Annotated in this window: 14 protein-coding genes; all 14 read left to right on the top strand. The window is 52.9% G+C overall.

Translation table 11 applies throughout. From position 1 onward, the window contains the following. Positions 1 to 6 precede the first annotated feature (6 nt). The 14 genes from HC248_RS04755 to HC248_RS04690 all read left to right on the top strand — a co-directional run bounded on the left by HC248_RS04755 (position 7) and on the right by HC248_RS04690 (position 15,966). Positions 7 to 1,566: a cryptochrome/photolyase family protein gene (locus HC248_RS04755; protein ID WP_168921508.1), complete on the top strand. Its 1,560-nt coding sequence runs from the start codon at positions 7 to 9 to the stop codon at positions 1,564 to 1,566. Positions 1,567 to 1,805: 239 nt separating this feature from the next. Further along, positions 1,806 to 2,240, top strand: coding sequence for a succinate dehydrogenase, cytochrome b556 subunit (gene sdhC / locus HC248_RS04750; RefSeq protein ID WP_168923670.1), 435 nt, complete (start codon positions 1,806 to 1,808; stop codon positions 2,238 to 2,240). 23 nt (positions 2,241 to 2,263) lie between these two features. Continuing rightward, a complete protein-coding gene (sdhD, locus tag HC248_RS04745) occupies positions 2,264 to 2,629 on the top strand; it encodes a succinate dehydrogenase, hydrophobic membrane anchor protein (protein WP_168921507.1) in 366 nt (121 codons plus the stop codon). Between the two features lie 141 nt (positions 2,630 to 2,770). After that, a complete protein-coding gene (gene sdhA, locus HC248_RS04740; RefSeq protein ID WP_168921506.1) occupies positions 2,771 to 4,564 on the top strand; it encodes a succinate dehydrogenase flavoprotein subunit in 1,794 nt (597 codons plus the stop codon). Between the two features lie 75 nt (positions 4,565 to 4,639). Next, positions 4,640 to 5,344, top strand: a complete 705-nt coding sequence (locus HC248_RS04735) for a succinate dehydrogenase iron-sulfur subunit (protein WP_168921505.1) — start codon at positions 4,640 to 4,642, stop codon at positions 5,342 to 5,344. A gap of 8 nt (positions 5,345 to 5,352) precedes the next feature. After that, positions 5,353 to 5,703 carry an FAD assembly factor SdhE gene (locus tag HC248_RS04730; protein WP_168921504.1) on the top strand — a complete coding sequence of 117 codons (351 nt, stop codon included), beginning with the start codon at positions 5,353 to 5,355 and terminating at the stop codon, positions 5,701 to 5,703. Positions 5,704 to 5,748: 45 nt separating this feature from the next. Then, positions 5,749 to 7,059, top strand: a complete 1,311-nt coding sequence (gene gltA, locus HC248_RS04725; RefSeq protein ID WP_168921503.1) for a citrate synthase — start codon at positions 5,749 to 5,751, stop codon at positions 7,057 to 7,059. 241 nt (positions 7,060 to 7,300) lie between these two features. Next, positions 7,301 to 8,227 (top strand): LysR family transcriptional regulator, encoded by a 927-nt coding sequence (locus HC248_RS04720; RefSeq protein WP_168921502.1) that lies wholly within the window; start codon positions 7,301 to 7,303, stop codon positions 8,225 to 8,227. 28 nt (positions 8,228 to 8,255) lie between these two features. Beyond that, positions 8,256 to 9,677 carry a 3-isopropylmalate dehydratase large subunit gene (leuC, locus tag HC248_RS04715; RefSeq protein WP_168921501.1) on the top strand — a complete coding sequence of 474 codons (1,422 nt, stop codon included), beginning with the start codon at positions 8,256 to 8,258 and terminating at the stop codon, positions 9,675 to 9,677. Between the two features lie 36 nt (positions 9,678 to 9,713). Continuing rightward, entirely contained in the window at positions 9,714 to 9,851 is a 138-nt protein-coding gene (locus HC248_RS04710; RefSeq protein WP_168921500.1) for an entericidin A/B family lipoprotein, read from the top strand. 1 nt (position 9,852) lies between these two features. After that, positions 9,853 to 10,515, top strand: a complete 663-nt coding sequence (gene leuD, locus HC248_RS04705) for a 3-isopropylmalate dehydratase small subunit (RefSeq protein WP_168921499.1) — start codon at positions 9,853 to 9,855, stop codon at positions 10,513 to 10,515. A gap of 34 nt (positions 10,516 to 10,549) precedes the next feature. Continuing rightward, positions 10,550 to 11,641, top strand: coding sequence for a 3-isopropylmalate dehydrogenase (leuB, locus tag HC248_RS04700; RefSeq protein ID WP_168921498.1), 1,092 nt, complete (start codon positions 10,550 to 10,552; stop codon positions 11,639 to 11,641). A gap of 239 nt (positions 11,642 to 11,880) precedes the next feature. Further along, positions 11,881 to 13,020, top strand: a complete 1,140-nt coding sequence (gene asd / locus HC248_RS04695) for an aspartate-semialdehyde dehydrogenase (protein ID WP_168921497.1) — start codon at positions 11,881 to 11,883, stop codon at positions 13,018 to 13,020. Positions 13,021 to 13,254: 234 nt separating this feature from the next. Next, positions 13,255 to 15,966 carry a FimV/HubP family polar landmark protein gene (locus tag HC248_RS04690; protein WP_168921496.1) on the top strand — a complete coding sequence of 904 codons (2,712 nt, stop codon included), beginning with the start codon at positions 13,255 to 13,257 and terminating at the stop codon, positions 15,964 to 15,966. Positions 15,967 to 15,975: the final 9 nt, after the last annotated feature.

The raw sequence follows: 15,975 nt of genomic DNA, 5'->3' as shown, positions 1-15,975 counted from the left end.
ATTGGTATGAAATCAATACCGCGCCGTAATATCCTGTTGATCCTAGGTGATCAACTCGATCATGATTCAGCAGCTTTCGACGGGTTCGATCCGGCGCTGGATTCGGTATTGATGGTTGAGTCGTTTGAAGAATCAACCCACGTCTGGTCACACAAAGTGCGCAGCGCTTTGTTTTTATCTGCTATGCGGCATTTCGCTGAAAGCCTGAAATCCCGCGGCTGGCCGGTCGAGTACCGATCGCTGGATGTTGAAGGCGACAAAACGCTAGGCCAAGGCTTACAACAAGCCATTGACAAACACCAACCGCAACGAATTATTGGTGTCGAGCCGGGCGATCTCAGAGTTCGAGCCCAGATTGAGCAGACGGTGAAAGACAGTGGCGCAAAAATCACGCTCGAATGGCGCGAAGACCGGCACTTTTTATGTAGTCTGCCCCACTTCAACCAATGGGCCGGTCAGTCCGCCAGCTTGCGTATGGAGTTTTTCTATCGCCGCATGCGTAAGCAATACCGCGTACTGATGGAAGATTGCGGCGAAAAGCCGTTGGGCGGCAAATTCAATTTTGACGCAGAAAACCGCAAAGGCTTTGGCCGCAAAGGGCCGCAGCAACTGCCCGTGCCACTGGTTTTTGAGTCGGACAGCATTACCCAAGATGTGCTGGCCTTAGTGGAAGAAAAATTCACCAAGCATCCCGGCGACTTGGCCCGCTTTAATTGGCCGGTCACGCGCGAGCAAGCATTGACGGCATTGGACGACTTCATCGCCCACAGACTGCCTTTATTCGGCCTTCACCAAGACGCGATGTGGACGGGTATGGACTTTGGCTGGCACGCCCTGCTGTCGAGCTCACTCAACCTCAAACTACTCAATCCTCTCGAAGTCGTGATGGCGGCGCAAAACGCCTATCGCGAACGAGACCTAGACTTAGCCAGCGTCGAAGGCTTTATTCGCCAAGTTCTGGGTTGGCGCGAATTTATGCGCGGGGTTTACTTTCTGGACATGCCAGAGCTGAAAAAAGCCAACCATTTCGGTCACACCAATGCCCTGCCCAAGTGGTATTGGACGGGTGAGACAAAAATGAACTGCATGCGCCAAAGCTTGAAGCAAACATTGGCCAATGGTTATTCCCACCACATTCAGCGACTGATGATCACAGGTATGTTTGGTGTCACAGCGCAAATTGAACCGCAGCAGCTTTGCGACTGGTATCTCGCGGTATATGTAGATGCGGTGGAATGGGTGGAACTGCCCAACACGGCCGGCATGGCGCTGTTTGCCAACGGTGGGCGTTTTACCTCAAAGCCCTATGTGGCCAGCGGCGCCTACGTCAAGCGAATGAGCAATTACTGTGATGGCTGTGCGTATTCGCCAGAAGCTCGGCTTGGCCCAGATGCCTGCCCGATAACCACGCTCTACTGGAATTTTCTTGACCGCCACGAAGAAGATATGTCTAGCAATCCACGCACAGCGCTGATGATTAAGAATTTGCAACGCATGACTGATCAAGATCGTTTAGCGCTGCGCAAACAGGCCGCCGAAATGTTGTCTGATCTCGATGTCCTATAACAAATATTCAAACCAGACATGACGAAATACTCAACTGATGTTGGCGATAAGGTATCGATCAGCGTTAAATAAATACTGAAGAAAAAATCGTACGATGAGAAACACAAAAAACATTGAAGAACAAATTCGCATACGTCGTGATGCAATGCTGCATTGCAATAGAATTTACGGATCCTGAAGATTTTGCGAGTTACATCGCAGTTACTTAAAAACAAAGAAAGCCAAGCATGTCTGAACCAATGCAAGCCACCAGCAAAAAGCGGCCAGAATTTCGCAACATTAACGCCTTCAGAGATCTGCCAAGCTACCGCTTGCCGGTCGCAGGAATCGTTTCAATTTTGCACCGTGTCAGTGGCGCCATCATGTTCCTCCTGATGCCTTTCATCATTTGGATGTTCGACACATCGGTATCGTCTGAAGTGTCTTTTATGCGCTTTAAAGGCGCGTTTGAAGTCGGCATGCTGGGCTTGCCAGGCGTGATTTGGAAACTCGTGGCGCTGGCTTTGATTTGGGCATCCTTACACCACATACTTGCCGGTTTGCGTCACCTGCGCATGGATACCAGTCACTCGGCGGCAACGAAAGAGTTTGGCAAGTCATCGGCAATCTTCACACTGATTGTGAGTATTGGCCTGACCGTGATCCTCGGCGCCAAGCTGTTTGGTCTTTATTAATTCATCACAAAAAGAAGAACACCATGTCTGTAAATTACGGAAGTAAACGCATTGTTGTTGGCGCTCACTACGGTCTGCGCGACTGGTTAGCCCAGCGTGTAACGGCTGCGCTAATGGCTTTATTCACGCTACTGGTATTGGCTCAGCTAATCTTGAACAAAGGCCCGATTGGCTATGACAAGTGGGCCGGTATCTTTTCTTCACAGTGGATGAAGGCTTTGACTTTCACCATCATCGTCGCCCTGCTCTGGCATGTCTGGGTAGGTATGCGCGACATCTGGATGGATTACGTCAAGCCAGTCGGCCTACGCCTTGGCCTGCATGTTTTCACGATTGTCTGGCTGCTCGCTTGTAGCGGCTGGAGTGTTCAAGTGCTGTGGCGTCTTTGAGATAAAAAGCACTACGACAACCATTGCCAACAAGGTCCTGACGCAGCTTTGAACCCATTGTTTATTTGTCAGGCAAACCCCTATCGAGCAGTCGGCCGGCCATCCTGCCGCACGACTAGCTAGTCAATTTCAGAGAAAACCATGACCTCTAGCTCCAAACTCCCCAAGCGTAAATTTGACGTCGTCATCATTGGCGCAGGCGGCTCCGGCATGCGTGCCTCGCTGCAACTAGCCCGTGCTGGTTTGAACGTCGCCGTGCTATCCAAAGTATTCCCAACCCGCTCCCATACCGTGGCAGCGCAGGGCGGAATTGGCGCTGCACTGGGCAATATGTCGGAAGACAACTGGCACTATCATTTTTATGACACCGTCAAAGGCGGTGACTGGCTGGGTGATCAAGACGCGATTGAATACATGTGCCGTGAAGCGCCTAAAGTGGTTTATGACTTAGAGCACATGGGCATGCCGTTTGACCGCAACCCAGACGGTACGATTTACCAGCGTCCATTTGGCGGCCACACCGCCAACTACGGTGAAAAGTCTGTCCAGCGCGCCTGCGCTGCTGCTGACCGTACCGGTCACGCCATGCTGCACACGCTGTATCAGCAAAACGTCAAAGAAAAAACCAGCTTCTTCGTCGAATGGTTGGCGATGGATTTGATTCGCAATGAGGCTGGCGATGTAGTCGGTGTCACCGCCATTGAAATGGAAACCGGTGACGTGCACATTTTTGAAGCCAAGACCACCATGCTGGCCACCGGCGGTGCGGGCCGTATTTTTGCAGCCTCTACCAATGCCTATATCAACACCGGCGACGGCTTGGGCATGGCAGCACGCGCTGGCATTCCACTCGAAGACATGGAATTTTGGCAGTTTCACCCCACAGGCGTAGCCGGTGCAGGCGTATTGCTGACCGAAGGCTGCCGCGGCGAAGGCGCAATTTTGCGCAACAGCACGGGTGAGCGTTTCATGGAGCGTTATGCACCAGCGTACAAAGACTTGGCACCACGTGACTACGTCTCTCGCTGCATGGACCAAGAAATCAAAGAAGGCCGTGGCTGCGGTCCGAACAAGGACTACATCAACCTTGACATGACGCATCTGGGCGCAGAGACCATCATGAAGCGTCTGCCTTCGGTGTTCGAGATTGGCCACAATTTCGCCAATGTCGATATCACCAAAGAGTCAATCCCCGTGGTGCCAACGATTCACTATCAAATGGGCGGCATACCGACCAACATTCACGGCCAAGTTGTGACTCAAAACGATGCCAACGAAAGCGTCATCGTCAACGGTTTGTACGCAGTCGGCGAATGCTCTTGCGTGAGCGTGCACGGCGGTAACCGCCTAGGCACCAACTCGCTGCTGGACTTGCTGGTGTTTGGCCGCGCGGCTGGTAACCACATTGTGGAGAACAACAGCTCTCTTACCCATACCGGTTTGCCAGAGAATGCTGCCGACGCGACGCTGGCCCGAATTGCACGTCTTGACGAAGCTACCGATGGCGAATACGCACAAGATGTGGCTAACGACATACGTACCGCCATGCAGAAATATGCTGGCGTTTTCCGCACCCAAGCCATCATGGATGAGGGCGTGGCCAAGATTGCTGAACTACGTTTGCGTGTCAACAAGATAGGACTGAAGGACAAGTCCAGAATCTTCAACACCGCACGTATCGAAGCGCTAGAAGTCGAAAACCTGATCGAAGCCGCAGAAGCGACTATCGTGTCCGCCGCCGCGCGCCGCGAAAGCCGTGGTGCTCACTCTGTAGATGACTACGGTGATACGCCAGAGCATCCAAATGGTCGCAACGACGACGAATGGCACAAACACACGCTGTGGCACAAAGAAGGCAATCGCCTGAGCTACAAGCCTGTGCAAATGAAGCCGCTCACAGTTGAATCCATTCCACTGACCGTGCGCACCTTCTAAGCCCTGCGTTAAAAAAGCCTGAGCATTTTCTCAGGCTCCTACCGTCCAATTAAAAAGACACAAGGAAAGAACACCATGACATTACGTACATTTAATATTTATCGCTACGATCCCGATACCGACGCCAAGCCCTATATGCAGACCGTACAGGTCGAGCTTGACGGCAGCGAGCGCATGTTGCTAGACGCCATCATGAAGCTCAAAGCCCAGGTGCCAAGCATCAGCTTTAGGCGCTCATGCCGTGAAGGTGTTTGCGGCTCTGACGCCATGAACATCAACGGCAAAAACGGTCTGGCTTGCTTGACCAATATGCGCACCCTGCCCGGTGTCATCACACTCAAGCCGTTACCAGGTCTGCCCGTTGTGCGCGACTTAATCGTCGACATGACGCAGTTTTTCAAGCAGTACAACTCGATTAAGCCTTACTTGATCAATGACAACTTGCCACCCGAAAAAGAGCGTCTGCAAAGCCCAGAAGAGCGCGACGAGCTCAATGGCTTGTACGAATGCATTTTGTGCGCCAGCTGCTCGACAGCCTGTCCAAGTTTTTGGTGGAATCCAGATAAATTCGTAGGCCCAGCAGGCTTGCTGCAAGCCTACCGTTTCATCGCCGACTCACGCGATGAAGCGACCGCCGAGCGTCTGGACAATCTGGAAGATCCGTACCGCTTATTCCGCTGCCACACCATCATGAACTGCGTCGATGTCTGCCCTAAGGGTTTGAACCCAACCAAGGCGATTGGCAAGATCAAAGAGATGATGGTTTTACGCTCGATTTAATAAAACCCATGTCAGAATCGAATTCTAATGCAGCTAGCGCTGCAGCCGCCATACCTAGTGCGGCAGCCGGCAGTGATTTGCTCGATCAGCGCTCTTTGAGCAAGCTGCGCTGGCGCTGCCGCCGCGGCCTGCTAGAGAACGATTTACTGATAGAAAAGTTCTTTAACAGCTACGAATCTACCCTTAGCGTCAGTCAAGCCCAAGGCTTGAATGATCTAATGGAACTGTCTGACAATGACCTGCTCGACCTGCTGCTAAGACGCAAAGAGCCTGAGCAATTAATTGAGGCAGATTCCAAGGCTAACGCCTCTACTCCTGAAGCCCGGGAAGTCCTACTAATGCTGCGGCCTGCCGCGTAGCTTCTTATCACCCTTAAGTTTGACCTGAATAGAAAGAAGAACGCAATGAAGTTAGCCGACAACAAAGCCACCATGTCCTTTAGCGATGGAAGCCCTAGCCTGGAAATGCCGATTTACCAGGGAAATGTTGGTCCTGATGTTGTCGACATTCGTAAACTTTATGGTCAAACAGGCATGTTTACCTATGATCCGGGTTTCATGTCCACCGCGGCTTGCCAATCTGCAATTACTTATATTGATGGCGACAAGGGTGAGTTGCTATACCGCGGCTATCCGATCGAGCAATTAGCCACCAACTGCGATTACATGGAAACTTGCCACCTGCTGCTGCACGGTGAGTTGCCAAACGCACAGGGCAAAAAAGACTTCTCAGAACTCGTGACACGCCACACCATGGTCAACGAGCAGATGCAGTTTTTCCTGCGTGGCTTCCGCCGCGATGCGCATCCGATGGCCATCATGACTGGCTTGGTGGGCGCACTCTCAGCTTTTTATCATGACAGCACCGACATCACGAATCCACAGCACCGCGAAATCGCCGCGATTCGCCTGATTGCCAAGATGCCTACTTTGGTTGCCATGGCTTACAAATACACGGTGGGCCAGCCCTACATGTATCCCAAGAATGACCTGAGCTACGCCGGTAATTTCTTGCACATGATGTTTGCTACACCTTGTGAAGAGTACGTTGTCAATCCAGTATTAGAGCGCGCACTAGACCGCATCTTCATACTGCACGCTGACCACGAGCAAAACGCATCAACATCGACCGTCCGCCTATGCGGCTCATCTGGCACCAACCCGTTTGCAGCGATTGCTGCTGGCGTGGCATGTCTCTGGGGCCCAGCACACGGCGGCGCCAACGAAGCGGCACTCAACATGTTGGGTGACATTCAAAAGCAAGGCGGAATCGAGAAAATCGGCGACTTCATCAAACAAGTCAAAGACAAGAATTCAGGCGTCAAACTGATGGGTTTTGGTCACCGTGTTTACAAAAACTACGACCCACGCGCCAAGCTGATGCAGGAAACCTGCAAAGAAGTGCTGAAAGAAATGGGCTTAGAGAACGATCCGATGTTCAAGCTCGCCATGGCACTGGAAAAAATTGCACTTGAAGACGACTACTTTGTCTCCCGCAAGCTCTACCCTAACGTGGACTTCTACTCCGGCATCGTTCAGCGCGCTATTGGTATTCCAGTGCCACTGTTCACCGCAGTGTTCGCGCTGGCCCGCACCGTGGGCTGGATTGCTCAGCTGAACGAAATGATTGGTGACCCAGAGTACAAAATCGGCCGTCCACGCCAGTTGTTCACTGGCTCTGCTGCCCGTGATGTGATGCCAATCGTAAAGCGCTAAAAAACCGTCAAACAAAATCACGAGCCCAAAATCTCGTGAGATACAAAAGGCCGGGAAGACTTCTTTCCGGCCTTTTTTTATTTACAGGCTAATTTCTTAGCTATTTAAATAAGTGCTCTGAGCCAATGCTTGACGTCAAGCTCAGCGCCTCGGGCATGTTAGTCATCTCATATTACGATGACTGGGATTATTTATTAATGCCAAAATGGAAAGTCGTCGCAAGATACGACCACTAAAATCCATGTCATCCAAAAGCTCTGATCGCAATTTCGCCCGCCGCATAGACCTGACTTCGCTTCAGTTGTTTGTGGCCGTGTGCGAACAAGGCAGCATAGGCAAGGCGGCCGAGCGCGAATTCATTGCTGCATCAGCCGTCAGCAAACGTCTTAGCGATCTCGAAGCTACTTTAGGCACGAGCTTGTTATACCGCCACGCACGCGGCGTGAACATCACTCCGGCCGGGGAAAGCTTGCTGCATCATGCGCGCTCAGTCCTGTTTAGCTTAGAAAAAATGCAAGCTGAACTGAGCGAATATGCCGATGGTGTGCGCGGCCACGTACGCGTGCATGCCAGCATTTCAGCCACCGTGCAGTTTTTGCCGGAAGACTTGGGCGCTTTTATCAACCAGCACAGCGAAATCAAGATTGACCTTGAAGAACACCTGAGCACAGAGGTCGTGCGCGCCGTGCTGGAAGGCGCAGCAGATTTAGGTATTTGCAATACTGCTGACGGGGCGGGTGAACTTCAGACATTGCCCTACCGCAGCGACAAGTTGGTATTAATCGTGCCAACAGCTCATGCACTGTGCGATCAAGGCCCGATTTATTTTGAAGCTGCCTTGGACTACGACCAAGTCGGATTGGACTCGAATAGCTCAATTTATTTGGCCATGCGGGCAACTGCCGCAGCGCTAGGCCGTACCATCAAATTACGCATACATGTGACTGGGCTGGACGCCATGTGCCGCATGATTCATAACGGCCTAGGGCTGGGAGTAATGCCGCAGCGCGCTTTTGAACTGATGCGCGGCACCAGCGAGCTTCAAGCCGTTGAACTGCTAGACGACTGGGCAACACGTCAGATAAAACTCGTTGCCCGAGACTTTTCAACCCTGCCTGTGACAGCCCGGCTACTAGTTGAGCACCTGAGCCGCCACACAGCAGCCTAAAATTCATTCAAACCACTAAGGACTTTTCATGGGACGCACGCTTTACGACAAGATCTGGGATGAGCACGTTGTTCATACCGAAGAAGACGGCACAGCCATTTTGTATATCGACAGACATCTGGTGCATGAAGTCACCAGCCCGCAAGCGTTTGAGGGCCTACGTGAAGCCGGCCGCAAGGTCTGGCGCATCAGCTCAATCGTCGCCACCGCCGACCACAACACGCCAACCACCGGCTGGGAACTGGGTTACGACGGCATCACAGACTTGGTCAGCAAAGAGCAAATCACCACGCTCAACAGCAATATTGCGGAATTCGGCGCCGCCGCATTCTTTCCGTTTTTGTCACGCCGCCAAGGCATAGTCCATGTGATGGGCCCTGAAAACGGCGCCACCTTGCCTGGCATGACGGTCGTATGTGGTGACTCACACACCTCAACCCACGGCGCTTTTGGTGCCTTGGCTCACGGCATTGGGACCAGTGAAGTCGAGCACGTGATGGCGACGCAAACTTTATTGGCGAAAAAAGCCAAAAATTTGCTGATACGGGTAGATGGTGTTTTGCCGCGCGGCTGTACGGCTAAAGACATAGTGCTGGCCATTATTGGCAAAATTGGCACGGCAGGCGGTACTGGCTACACGATTGAATTTGGCGGCGCCGCCATTCGTGCGCTCAGCATGGAAGGCCGTATGACGGTCTGCAATATGGCCATCGAAGGCGGTGCGCGCGCTGGTATGGTCGCAGTTGACCAAAAAACGATCGACTACGTCAAAGGCCGACTGCTCTCGCCCACTGGTGTTGAGTGGGACATGGCGGTGAAACATTGGGCCACGCTGCAGTCCGACGCCGATGCGGTTTTTGACGCCACGGTTGTGCTCGATGCCAGCGAAATCTTGCCGCAAGTGAGCTGGGGTACCTCGCCCGAAATGGTGGTCTCCATCAATGGCAATGTGCCAGACCCGGAAAAAGAAAAAGACTTGAGCAAGCGCAGCGCCATAGAGCGCGCACTGGTTTATATGGACTTGGAGCCGGGCAAAGCCATGAGCGATATTTATGTCGACAAAGTCTTCATAGGTTCTTGCACCAACAGCCGGATTGAAGACATGCGCGAGGCCGCGGCCATCATCCAAAAAATAGGCCAAAAAGTCGCGAAAAATATCAAGCTTGCGATGGTTGTGCCAGGCTCAGGATTGGTCAAAGAACAAGCTGAACGAGAAGGCTTAGACGTCATATTTAAAGCCGCTGGCTTTGAATGGCGGGAACCTGGCTGCTCTATGTGCTTGGCCATGAATGCCGACAAATTAGAACCCGGCGAGCGCTGCGCATCGACTAGCAACCGCAATTTCGAAGGTCGTCAGGGCGCTGGTGGTCGCACTCACTTGGTCAGTCCAGCTATGGCTGCCGCTGCTGCAGTACACGGCCATTTTGTCGATGTTCGCCGCTACATCTAACGCTGACTCTAACGTTTTACCCAAAGCAGCACCCACATGAAAAAAACCAAACTCGCTTTGATTTGTCTAAGCCTTGTTGCAGTCGGTCTTTTATCTGCCTGCAACACCATTAGGGGCGTGGGTCAGGATGTGCAAAGGGCCGGATCGGCCATCGAAAACTCAATGAAGAAATAATATGCAGAAATTTAACCTACACAAAGGCCTGGTCGCGCCAATGGACCGCGAGAACGTCGATACCGACGCCATCATTCCCAAGCAATTCCTAAAGTCCATACGTAAAACCGGCTTTGGCCAAAACCTTTTTGATGCTTGGCGTTACCTCGATGCTGGCTTTCCCGGCCAAGACCCGACCAGCCGCAAACCGAATCCAGATTTTGTGCTGAACCAGCCGCGTTATAGCGGTGCATCAGTACTACTGGCGCGCAAAAATTTTGGCTGCGGCTCCTCGCGCGAACATGCACCTTGGGCGCTAGACCAATATGGTTTTCGCGCCATCATCGCGCCTAGCTACGCCGACATTTTCTTTAACAACAGTTTTAAAAATGGCTTGCTGCCCATCACCTTGCCGGAAGACCAAGTCGCACAGCTGTTTGACGAATGCCAAGGCTTTCCCGGCTATAGCTTGACGATAGACTTGGAGCGCCAAGTCGTCATCAAAGCGCAGGGCGAAGAATTGCCGTTTGAAGTGCAACCATTTCGCAAATACTGTTTGATCAATGGACTGGACGACATCGGTCTGACTTTGCGCCACAGCGACAAAATTAAAGCCTTTGAAGCCGAACGCCTAGCAACCAAGCCGTGGCTAGCCAACACCGTGCCCGGTGGCACCGCAGCTTGACACTTGCAACCCTAAAAAAAAGAAATACCAAAATATGAAAATCGCAATTCTTCCCGGTGACGGCATTGGCACTGAAATCGTTGCAGAAGCCGTCAAGGTTCTCAATGTACTAGACCTGAAATTTGAAACCGAATCCGCATTGGTAGGCGGCGCGGCCTTCGAATCTCATGGCCACCCCTTGCCAGAGTCCACGCTGAAGTTAGCCATGGATGCCGATGCAGTACTGTTCGGCGCAGTAGGCGACTGGAAATACGACACGCTAGACCGTCCGCTGCGCCCAGAGCAAGCGATTTTGGGTCTGCGTAAAAACCTTGGCTTGTTTGCCAACTTTCGCCCAGCCATCTGCTACGACCAGCTGACCCAAGCGTCTAGCCTCAAGCCCGAGTTAGTCTCAGGCCTAGACATACTAATCATTAGAGAGCTGACGGGTGACATCTACTTCGGCCAGCCGCGCGGTCGCCGCATCGCTACCGACGGGCATTTCCCCGGCGCCGAAGAAGCCTTTGACACCATGCGCTACTCGCGTCCTGAAATCGAACGTATCGCTCACGTTGCGTTTCAAGCAGCCCGCAAACGCAAGGCGGCTGGCGGCGAAGGACGTGTGACCAGCGTAGACAAAGCCAACGTGCTGGAGACCTTCCAGCTTTGGAAAGATGTCGTCACGCAAATCGGCCTTCAATACCCGGATATCGCGCTTGACCATATGTATGTCGATAACGCCGCCATGCAGCTGGTGCGCGCACCAAAGAAGTTCGACGTAGTCGTGACCGGCAATATGTTTGGCGACATTTTGTCGGACGCCGCCGCCATGCTTACCGGCAGCATAGGCATGCTGCCTTCGGCCAGCCTGAACGACAAAGGCCAAGGCTTGTACGAACCTAGCCACGGCAGCGCGCCAGACATCGCCGGCAAAGACGTGGCCAACCCACTGGCCACGATATTGAGCGTAGCCATGATGCTGCGCTTTAGTTTGAACCAACCGGAAGCGGCAGCGCGGATTGAAAAAGCTGTCGACAGCGTACTCACGCAAGGCTTGCGCACCGCCGATATTTTCAGTGAAGGTACGTCTTTGGTCGGCACCGCGCAAATGGGTGAAGCCGTGGTCAAGGCCATGTCTCGGGACTAATCACCTTGCTCTGGGCAAAGCGCTGAAGGCAGGCGGTTACACTTCAGGATATGCACATGAATGTCACCGCCCAAAACCAGATCGCCGCCCAGCACGTGATCCGCTTTGGGCCGCTTATTGCGCAGACCACCTCCATTAAAACGACAAACAAAGGCTGAGCAGCCTGCCTCGTCGTGCCCCACCGGCTCGATGAGCCGGGAAAAAAGCCTTCTTTCCAGAACTTTTTCAAGGGCAATGCAATGAAACTCTCAGGCAATCTCACCGGACTCGTAGGCTGGCGCGGCATGGTCGGTTCCGTGCTGATAGACCGTATGCAAGCCGAAGGCGACTTCGAGCTCATCGAACCGCTGTTTTTTTCGACCTCAAACGCCGGCGGCAAAGCACCTAGCCAAGCCAAAAATGAAACCGTGCTGCAGGACGCTTTCGACATAAACGCCCTCAAACGCTGCGACATCATCATCACCGCCCAAGGCGGCGACTACACCGCAGAAGTTTTCCCTAAGCTGCGCGCAGCCGGCTGGAAAGGCCATTGGATTGATGCCGCATCAACACTGCGCATGAACGACGACGCGGTCATAGTGCTGGACCCGGTTAACCTTCCCGTGATTCAAAACGCCTTAGCCAAAGGCGGCAATAACTGGGTTGGCGGCAACTGCACCGTCAGCTGCATGCTGATGGGCGTTGGCGCACTGTACAAAGCCGGCTTGGTCGAATGGATGACCAGCATGACCTATCAAGCGGCCTCCGGTGGTGGTGCTCAGCATATGCGTGAGCTACTTACTCAGTTCGGCACGCTCAATGCAGAAGTCAAAACCCTGCTCGACGATCCAAAGTCAGCGATTTTAGAAATCGACCGCCGTCTGCTGCTCAAGCAGCAAAGCCTTAACGCACTGGAAACTGCTAACTTTGGCGTGCCGCTAGGTGGCTCCTTGATTCCATGGATAGACAAAGACCTTGGCAACGGCATGACCAAGGAAGAATGGAAGGCCGGCGCAGAAACCAACAAAATACTCGGCCAAGGCCCTGGCTTTGGTACACCAGCAACGCCAGTCGACGGCTTTTGTGTGCGCGTAGGTGCGATGCGCTGCCACAGCCAAGCGCTGACGTTCAAACTTAAGAAAGATGTACCGCTAGCTGATATCGAAGCCCTGATTGCAGCTGACAACGCTTGGGTCAAAGTTGTACCGAACAACCGCGAAGCTACGCTCAAGGACCTGACACCAGTGGCCGTCACAGGCACCATGCAAATTCCAGTTGGCAGACTGCGCAAGTTGGCCATGGGTCCTGAGTATCTGGGAGCATTCACAGTGGGCGACCAACTGCTTTGGGGCGCGGCTGAACCACTTCGCCGTATGCTGCGCATACTGCTTCAAGCTTAAAAAATTGATAACTCGGTTTTATAAATTGAAAGCCATGTGGTAGCGTTGCTTTAATGCAACGATAAAACCGGTAGACCAGCGCGACTGCGCGCCAGCAGACCTTAACCCGCCTCTAAGCTTGTCAGTCCAATACCTTGATGGTAAGGTTGTTTTTAGACTATTGCCTCAAGGTTTTTTGTGCGCTTAAGCAAAATAAAATTACGATCACATCAAGCAGCGGAGACCCAAAATTCCATGACTAACTGCAATTTTCGGCGTTTTTCAGCGCTGGCCAGTGCCATTGCACTGATTGGTTGTTTGACCAGCCTAGATGCCACGGCACTAGGCCTAGGACGTATCACGGTACAGTCCTTACTGGGTCAACCGATCAAGGCTGAAGTTGAGATCCCACAGATTAACGCCGAAGAACTCAGCAGCCTACAAGCCAACATAGCATCGCCCGAGACATTCAGGGCGGCCGGCTTAAGTTATAGCAACGTAGCCAGCGAGATCGTTGTTAGCCTGCAAAAACGCTCTAACGGCAGCAGTTATCTGCGCCTGACCAGCACTCGCCCGATTAACGAGCCATTTTTAGACCTAATAATCGAAGCGAAATGGTCATCTGGCCGAATAGTGCGTGACTACACGATGCTGTTTGATCCACCCCAACTGAACGCAAATCGGGCCGCTACCCCGACAAACCCCATCACTTTAGCGGCGCCAGCGCCCGCACCAGTAGAAAAAAGCAGAACACTACCCGCCGCACCCGCACTTAAGCCCAGCTTGCCTGACCCAGCAGCACAATCTAAGCAGCCAGAGACAGAAAAAACTCCACCACGCCCTGCACCGCTCAACGTCACGCCAGCCAAACCCGCAAAGTCAGCTGTTAACGTCAAAAATGGCGACACAGCCTGGGGCGTTGTAGCTGCAAATAACAAGTCGGGCGTATCTCTAGACCAAATGCTAATTGCACTGCTCAGGCTTAATCCTGACGCATTCGTGGGCAATAACGTCAATCGGCTCAAATCCGGCAGCCTGCTAGAAATACCCAATACCGAACAAGCTCAAGCGACAGCGCCACAAGAAGCCACACGCTTGATTGTGGCGCAGAGCAAAGATTTCAACGACTTTAGGCGCAAGCTGGCGCAAGGCATGGGTCAGGTCGAACAAAGTAACGCAACGCGTGAGTTGGGCGGCAAGCTACAAGCCAAGGTCGAAGACGCTGCAGCCGGTGCCGCAGCGCCAGATAAGCTGACTTTGTCTAAAGGTGCTGTACAAGGCAAAACCGCCTCAGCCGAAGAGAAAATCGCCAACGAGCGCCAACTCGCTCAAAACGCAGCGCGTATAACCGAGTTGGCTAAAAACATAGCCGAACTAAAACGCCTCACCGGGGACACCAGCGGTCCAGCCGCTAACAATGCGGCTTCAAGCAGTGCGAAATCTGCAAGTGATCTTGCGCTAACCGTTCCAAGCATTCCGGCCCTCGCCACAGCAGCGCCAACGGCTGTGGCCAGCCAACCGAGCTCGTCAGCTGCAAATGCCACCGCAACAAACCCTCTTGCACCAGCCAGTACCGCTGGGGCAGATCTAGCTGCGGCTCCCGCTGCCGCTTCTGCCGCAGCGGCCTCAAGCGCAGCGCTAGCCGCGCCTGCTGCAAGTAGTTCAGCCAGTAAACCAGCAGCACCAAAAGCTAAAGATCAAGAGCAAGACTTAAAAGCTCTCTTTAACGACAGCGCCTTCTTGATTCCTGGCTTGGGTTTGATACTCTTGTTGCTAGGAGCCCTAGGTCTTTACCGTTACCGGCAACGCCGAAACCTCGCACAGGTTGATAGCTCGTTTATGGAAAGCAGAGCGCAAGCGGACTCCTTCTTTGGCGCCAGCGGTGGTCAGCACATTGACACCTCTGACGGTGGCGGCACGGGCTCCTCTTTAATCTACTCACCTAGCCAGCTTGACGCCGGAGGCGATGTAGATCCGGTTGCCGAGGCCGATGTCTACCTCGCCTATGGACGCGATCTGCAGGCCGAAGAAATTCTCACAGAAGCCTTGCGCAGCAGTCCTGTACGGGTCGCCATACATGCCAAACTTCTGGAAATTTATGCCAAACGCCGTGATATCAAAGCCTTCGAAAGCTTGGCTAAAGTAGCCAGCAAAGTAAGTGGCAACGTAGGTCCTGAATGGCTTTACATCAGTGAAATGGGTCGTGAGATTGACCCAAACAACAATTTGTACAAAGAAGGTCAATCTGCGCTGGACACCAAGACTGAGCTTGCCAAGCCAGCACCTTTGGCCGAACCCCTGTTGGCAGCCAATACACAGCCTAACTTGGAACAAAACCTTCTAGCCAGCGTGCAAGAATACATGCCTAAGCAAAACAATTTTGCCGACAAAACTGAAATTCGACCAAGCCCTGCAGTTTTAGATCAAGCAACAGCGTCAGGACAATCTCCCATCGCCGAAGCCGCACCATTGACAGCGCAGAGCAAGAAAAACATTGATTTCGACTTAGACATTTCGCTAGATAATTTAACCGTTGAGCCCAGCACACTTAAGCCCCAAGATCCAACTCTGCTGGGCGAAACAGCAAACCAAGCCCAAGCTTCGGACCCTCTGTCTGAGGGCTTAGATATAGAAACTCCAAGCGCGACCTACACACCGACGCAAGCCTTCGCAGAAAGCACCCCACCAGCAACTCCCCCCGCCTCACCCAACATATCGCGAGATAACGTGATTGAATTCGACATGGGCGCTTTATCGCTAGATCTGGAACCTCAGCAAAGCAATAGTCCAGAGCCAAAAGCCTCAAACGATGCACAGAGCCCCTTAGAGACCAAGCTTGCGCTTGCCCAAGAGTTCCTCGCAATTGGCGACCAAGACGGTGCGCGTACGTTGGCAAAGGAAGTGCTAGCACAAGCCAGTGGCGCACTGAAAGATAAAGCACAGGCGTTTATCAACGCATTGCCTTAACGCCACGCT

Source organism: Polaromonas vacuolata (genome assembly GCF_012584515.1).
Classification (GTDB): Bacteria; Pseudomonadota; Gammaproteobacteria; order Burkholderiales; family Burkholderiaceae_C; genus Polaromonas; species Polaromonas vacuolata.
Note: the sequence above shows the minus strand (reverse complement) of the source record. Positions and strands in the feature narration are given on the sequence as shown.

Bases quoted from the DNA above. Each gene is read 5' to 3' on its own strand.
- sdhA (WP_168921506.1), top strand. From the start codon at position 2,771: ATGACCTCTAGCTCCAAACTCCCCAAGCGTAAATTTGACGTCGTCATC.
- HC248_RS04710 (WP_168921500.1), top strand. From the start codon at position 9,714: ATGAAAAAAACCAAACTCGCTTTGATTTGTCTAAGCCTTGTTGCAGTC.
- HC248_RS04730 (WP_168921504.1), top strand. From the start codon at position 5,353: ATGTCAGAATCGAATTCTAATGCAGCTAGCGCTGCAGCCGCCATACCT.
- HC248_RS04755 (WP_168921508.1), top strand. From the start codon at position 7: ATGAAATCAATACCGCGCCGTAATATCCTGTTGATCCTAGGTGATCAA.
- sdhD (WP_168921507.1), top strand. From the start codon at position 2,264: ATGTCTGTAAATTACGGAAGTAAACGCATTGTTGTTGGCGCTCACTAC.
- HC248_RS04720 (WP_168921502.1), top strand. From the start codon at position 7,301: ATGTCATCCAAAAGCTCTGATCGCAATTTCGCCCGCCGCATAGACCTG.
- leuB (WP_168921498.1), top strand. From the start codon at position 10,550: ATGAAAATCGCAATTCTTCCCGGTGACGGCATTGGCACTGAAATCGTT.
- leuC (WP_168921501.1), top strand. From the start codon at position 8,256: ATGGGACGCACGCTTTACGACAAGATCTGGGATGAGCACGTTGTTCAT.
- gltA (WP_168921503.1), top strand. From the start codon at position 5,749: ATGAAGTTAGCCGACAACAAAGCCACCATGTCCTTTAGCGATGGAAGC.
- leuD (WP_168921499.1), top strand. From the start codon at position 9,853: ATGCAGAAATTTAACCTACACAAAGGCCTGGTCGCGCCAATGGACCGC.
- HC248_RS04690 (WP_168921496.1), top strand. From the start codon at position 13,255: ATGACTAACTGCAATTTTCGGCGTTTTTCAGCGCTGGCCAGTGCCATT.
- HC248_RS04735 (WP_168921505.1), top strand. From the start codon at position 4,640: ATGACATTACGTACATTTAATATTTATCGCTACGATCCCGATACCGAC.
- asd (WP_168921497.1), top strand. From the start codon at position 11,881: ATGAAACTCTCAGGCAATCTCACCGGACTCGTAGGCTGGCGCGGCATG.
- sdhC (WP_168923670.1), top strand. From the start codon at position 1,806: ATGCAAGCCACCAGCAAAAAGCGGCCAGAATTTCGCAACATTAACGCC.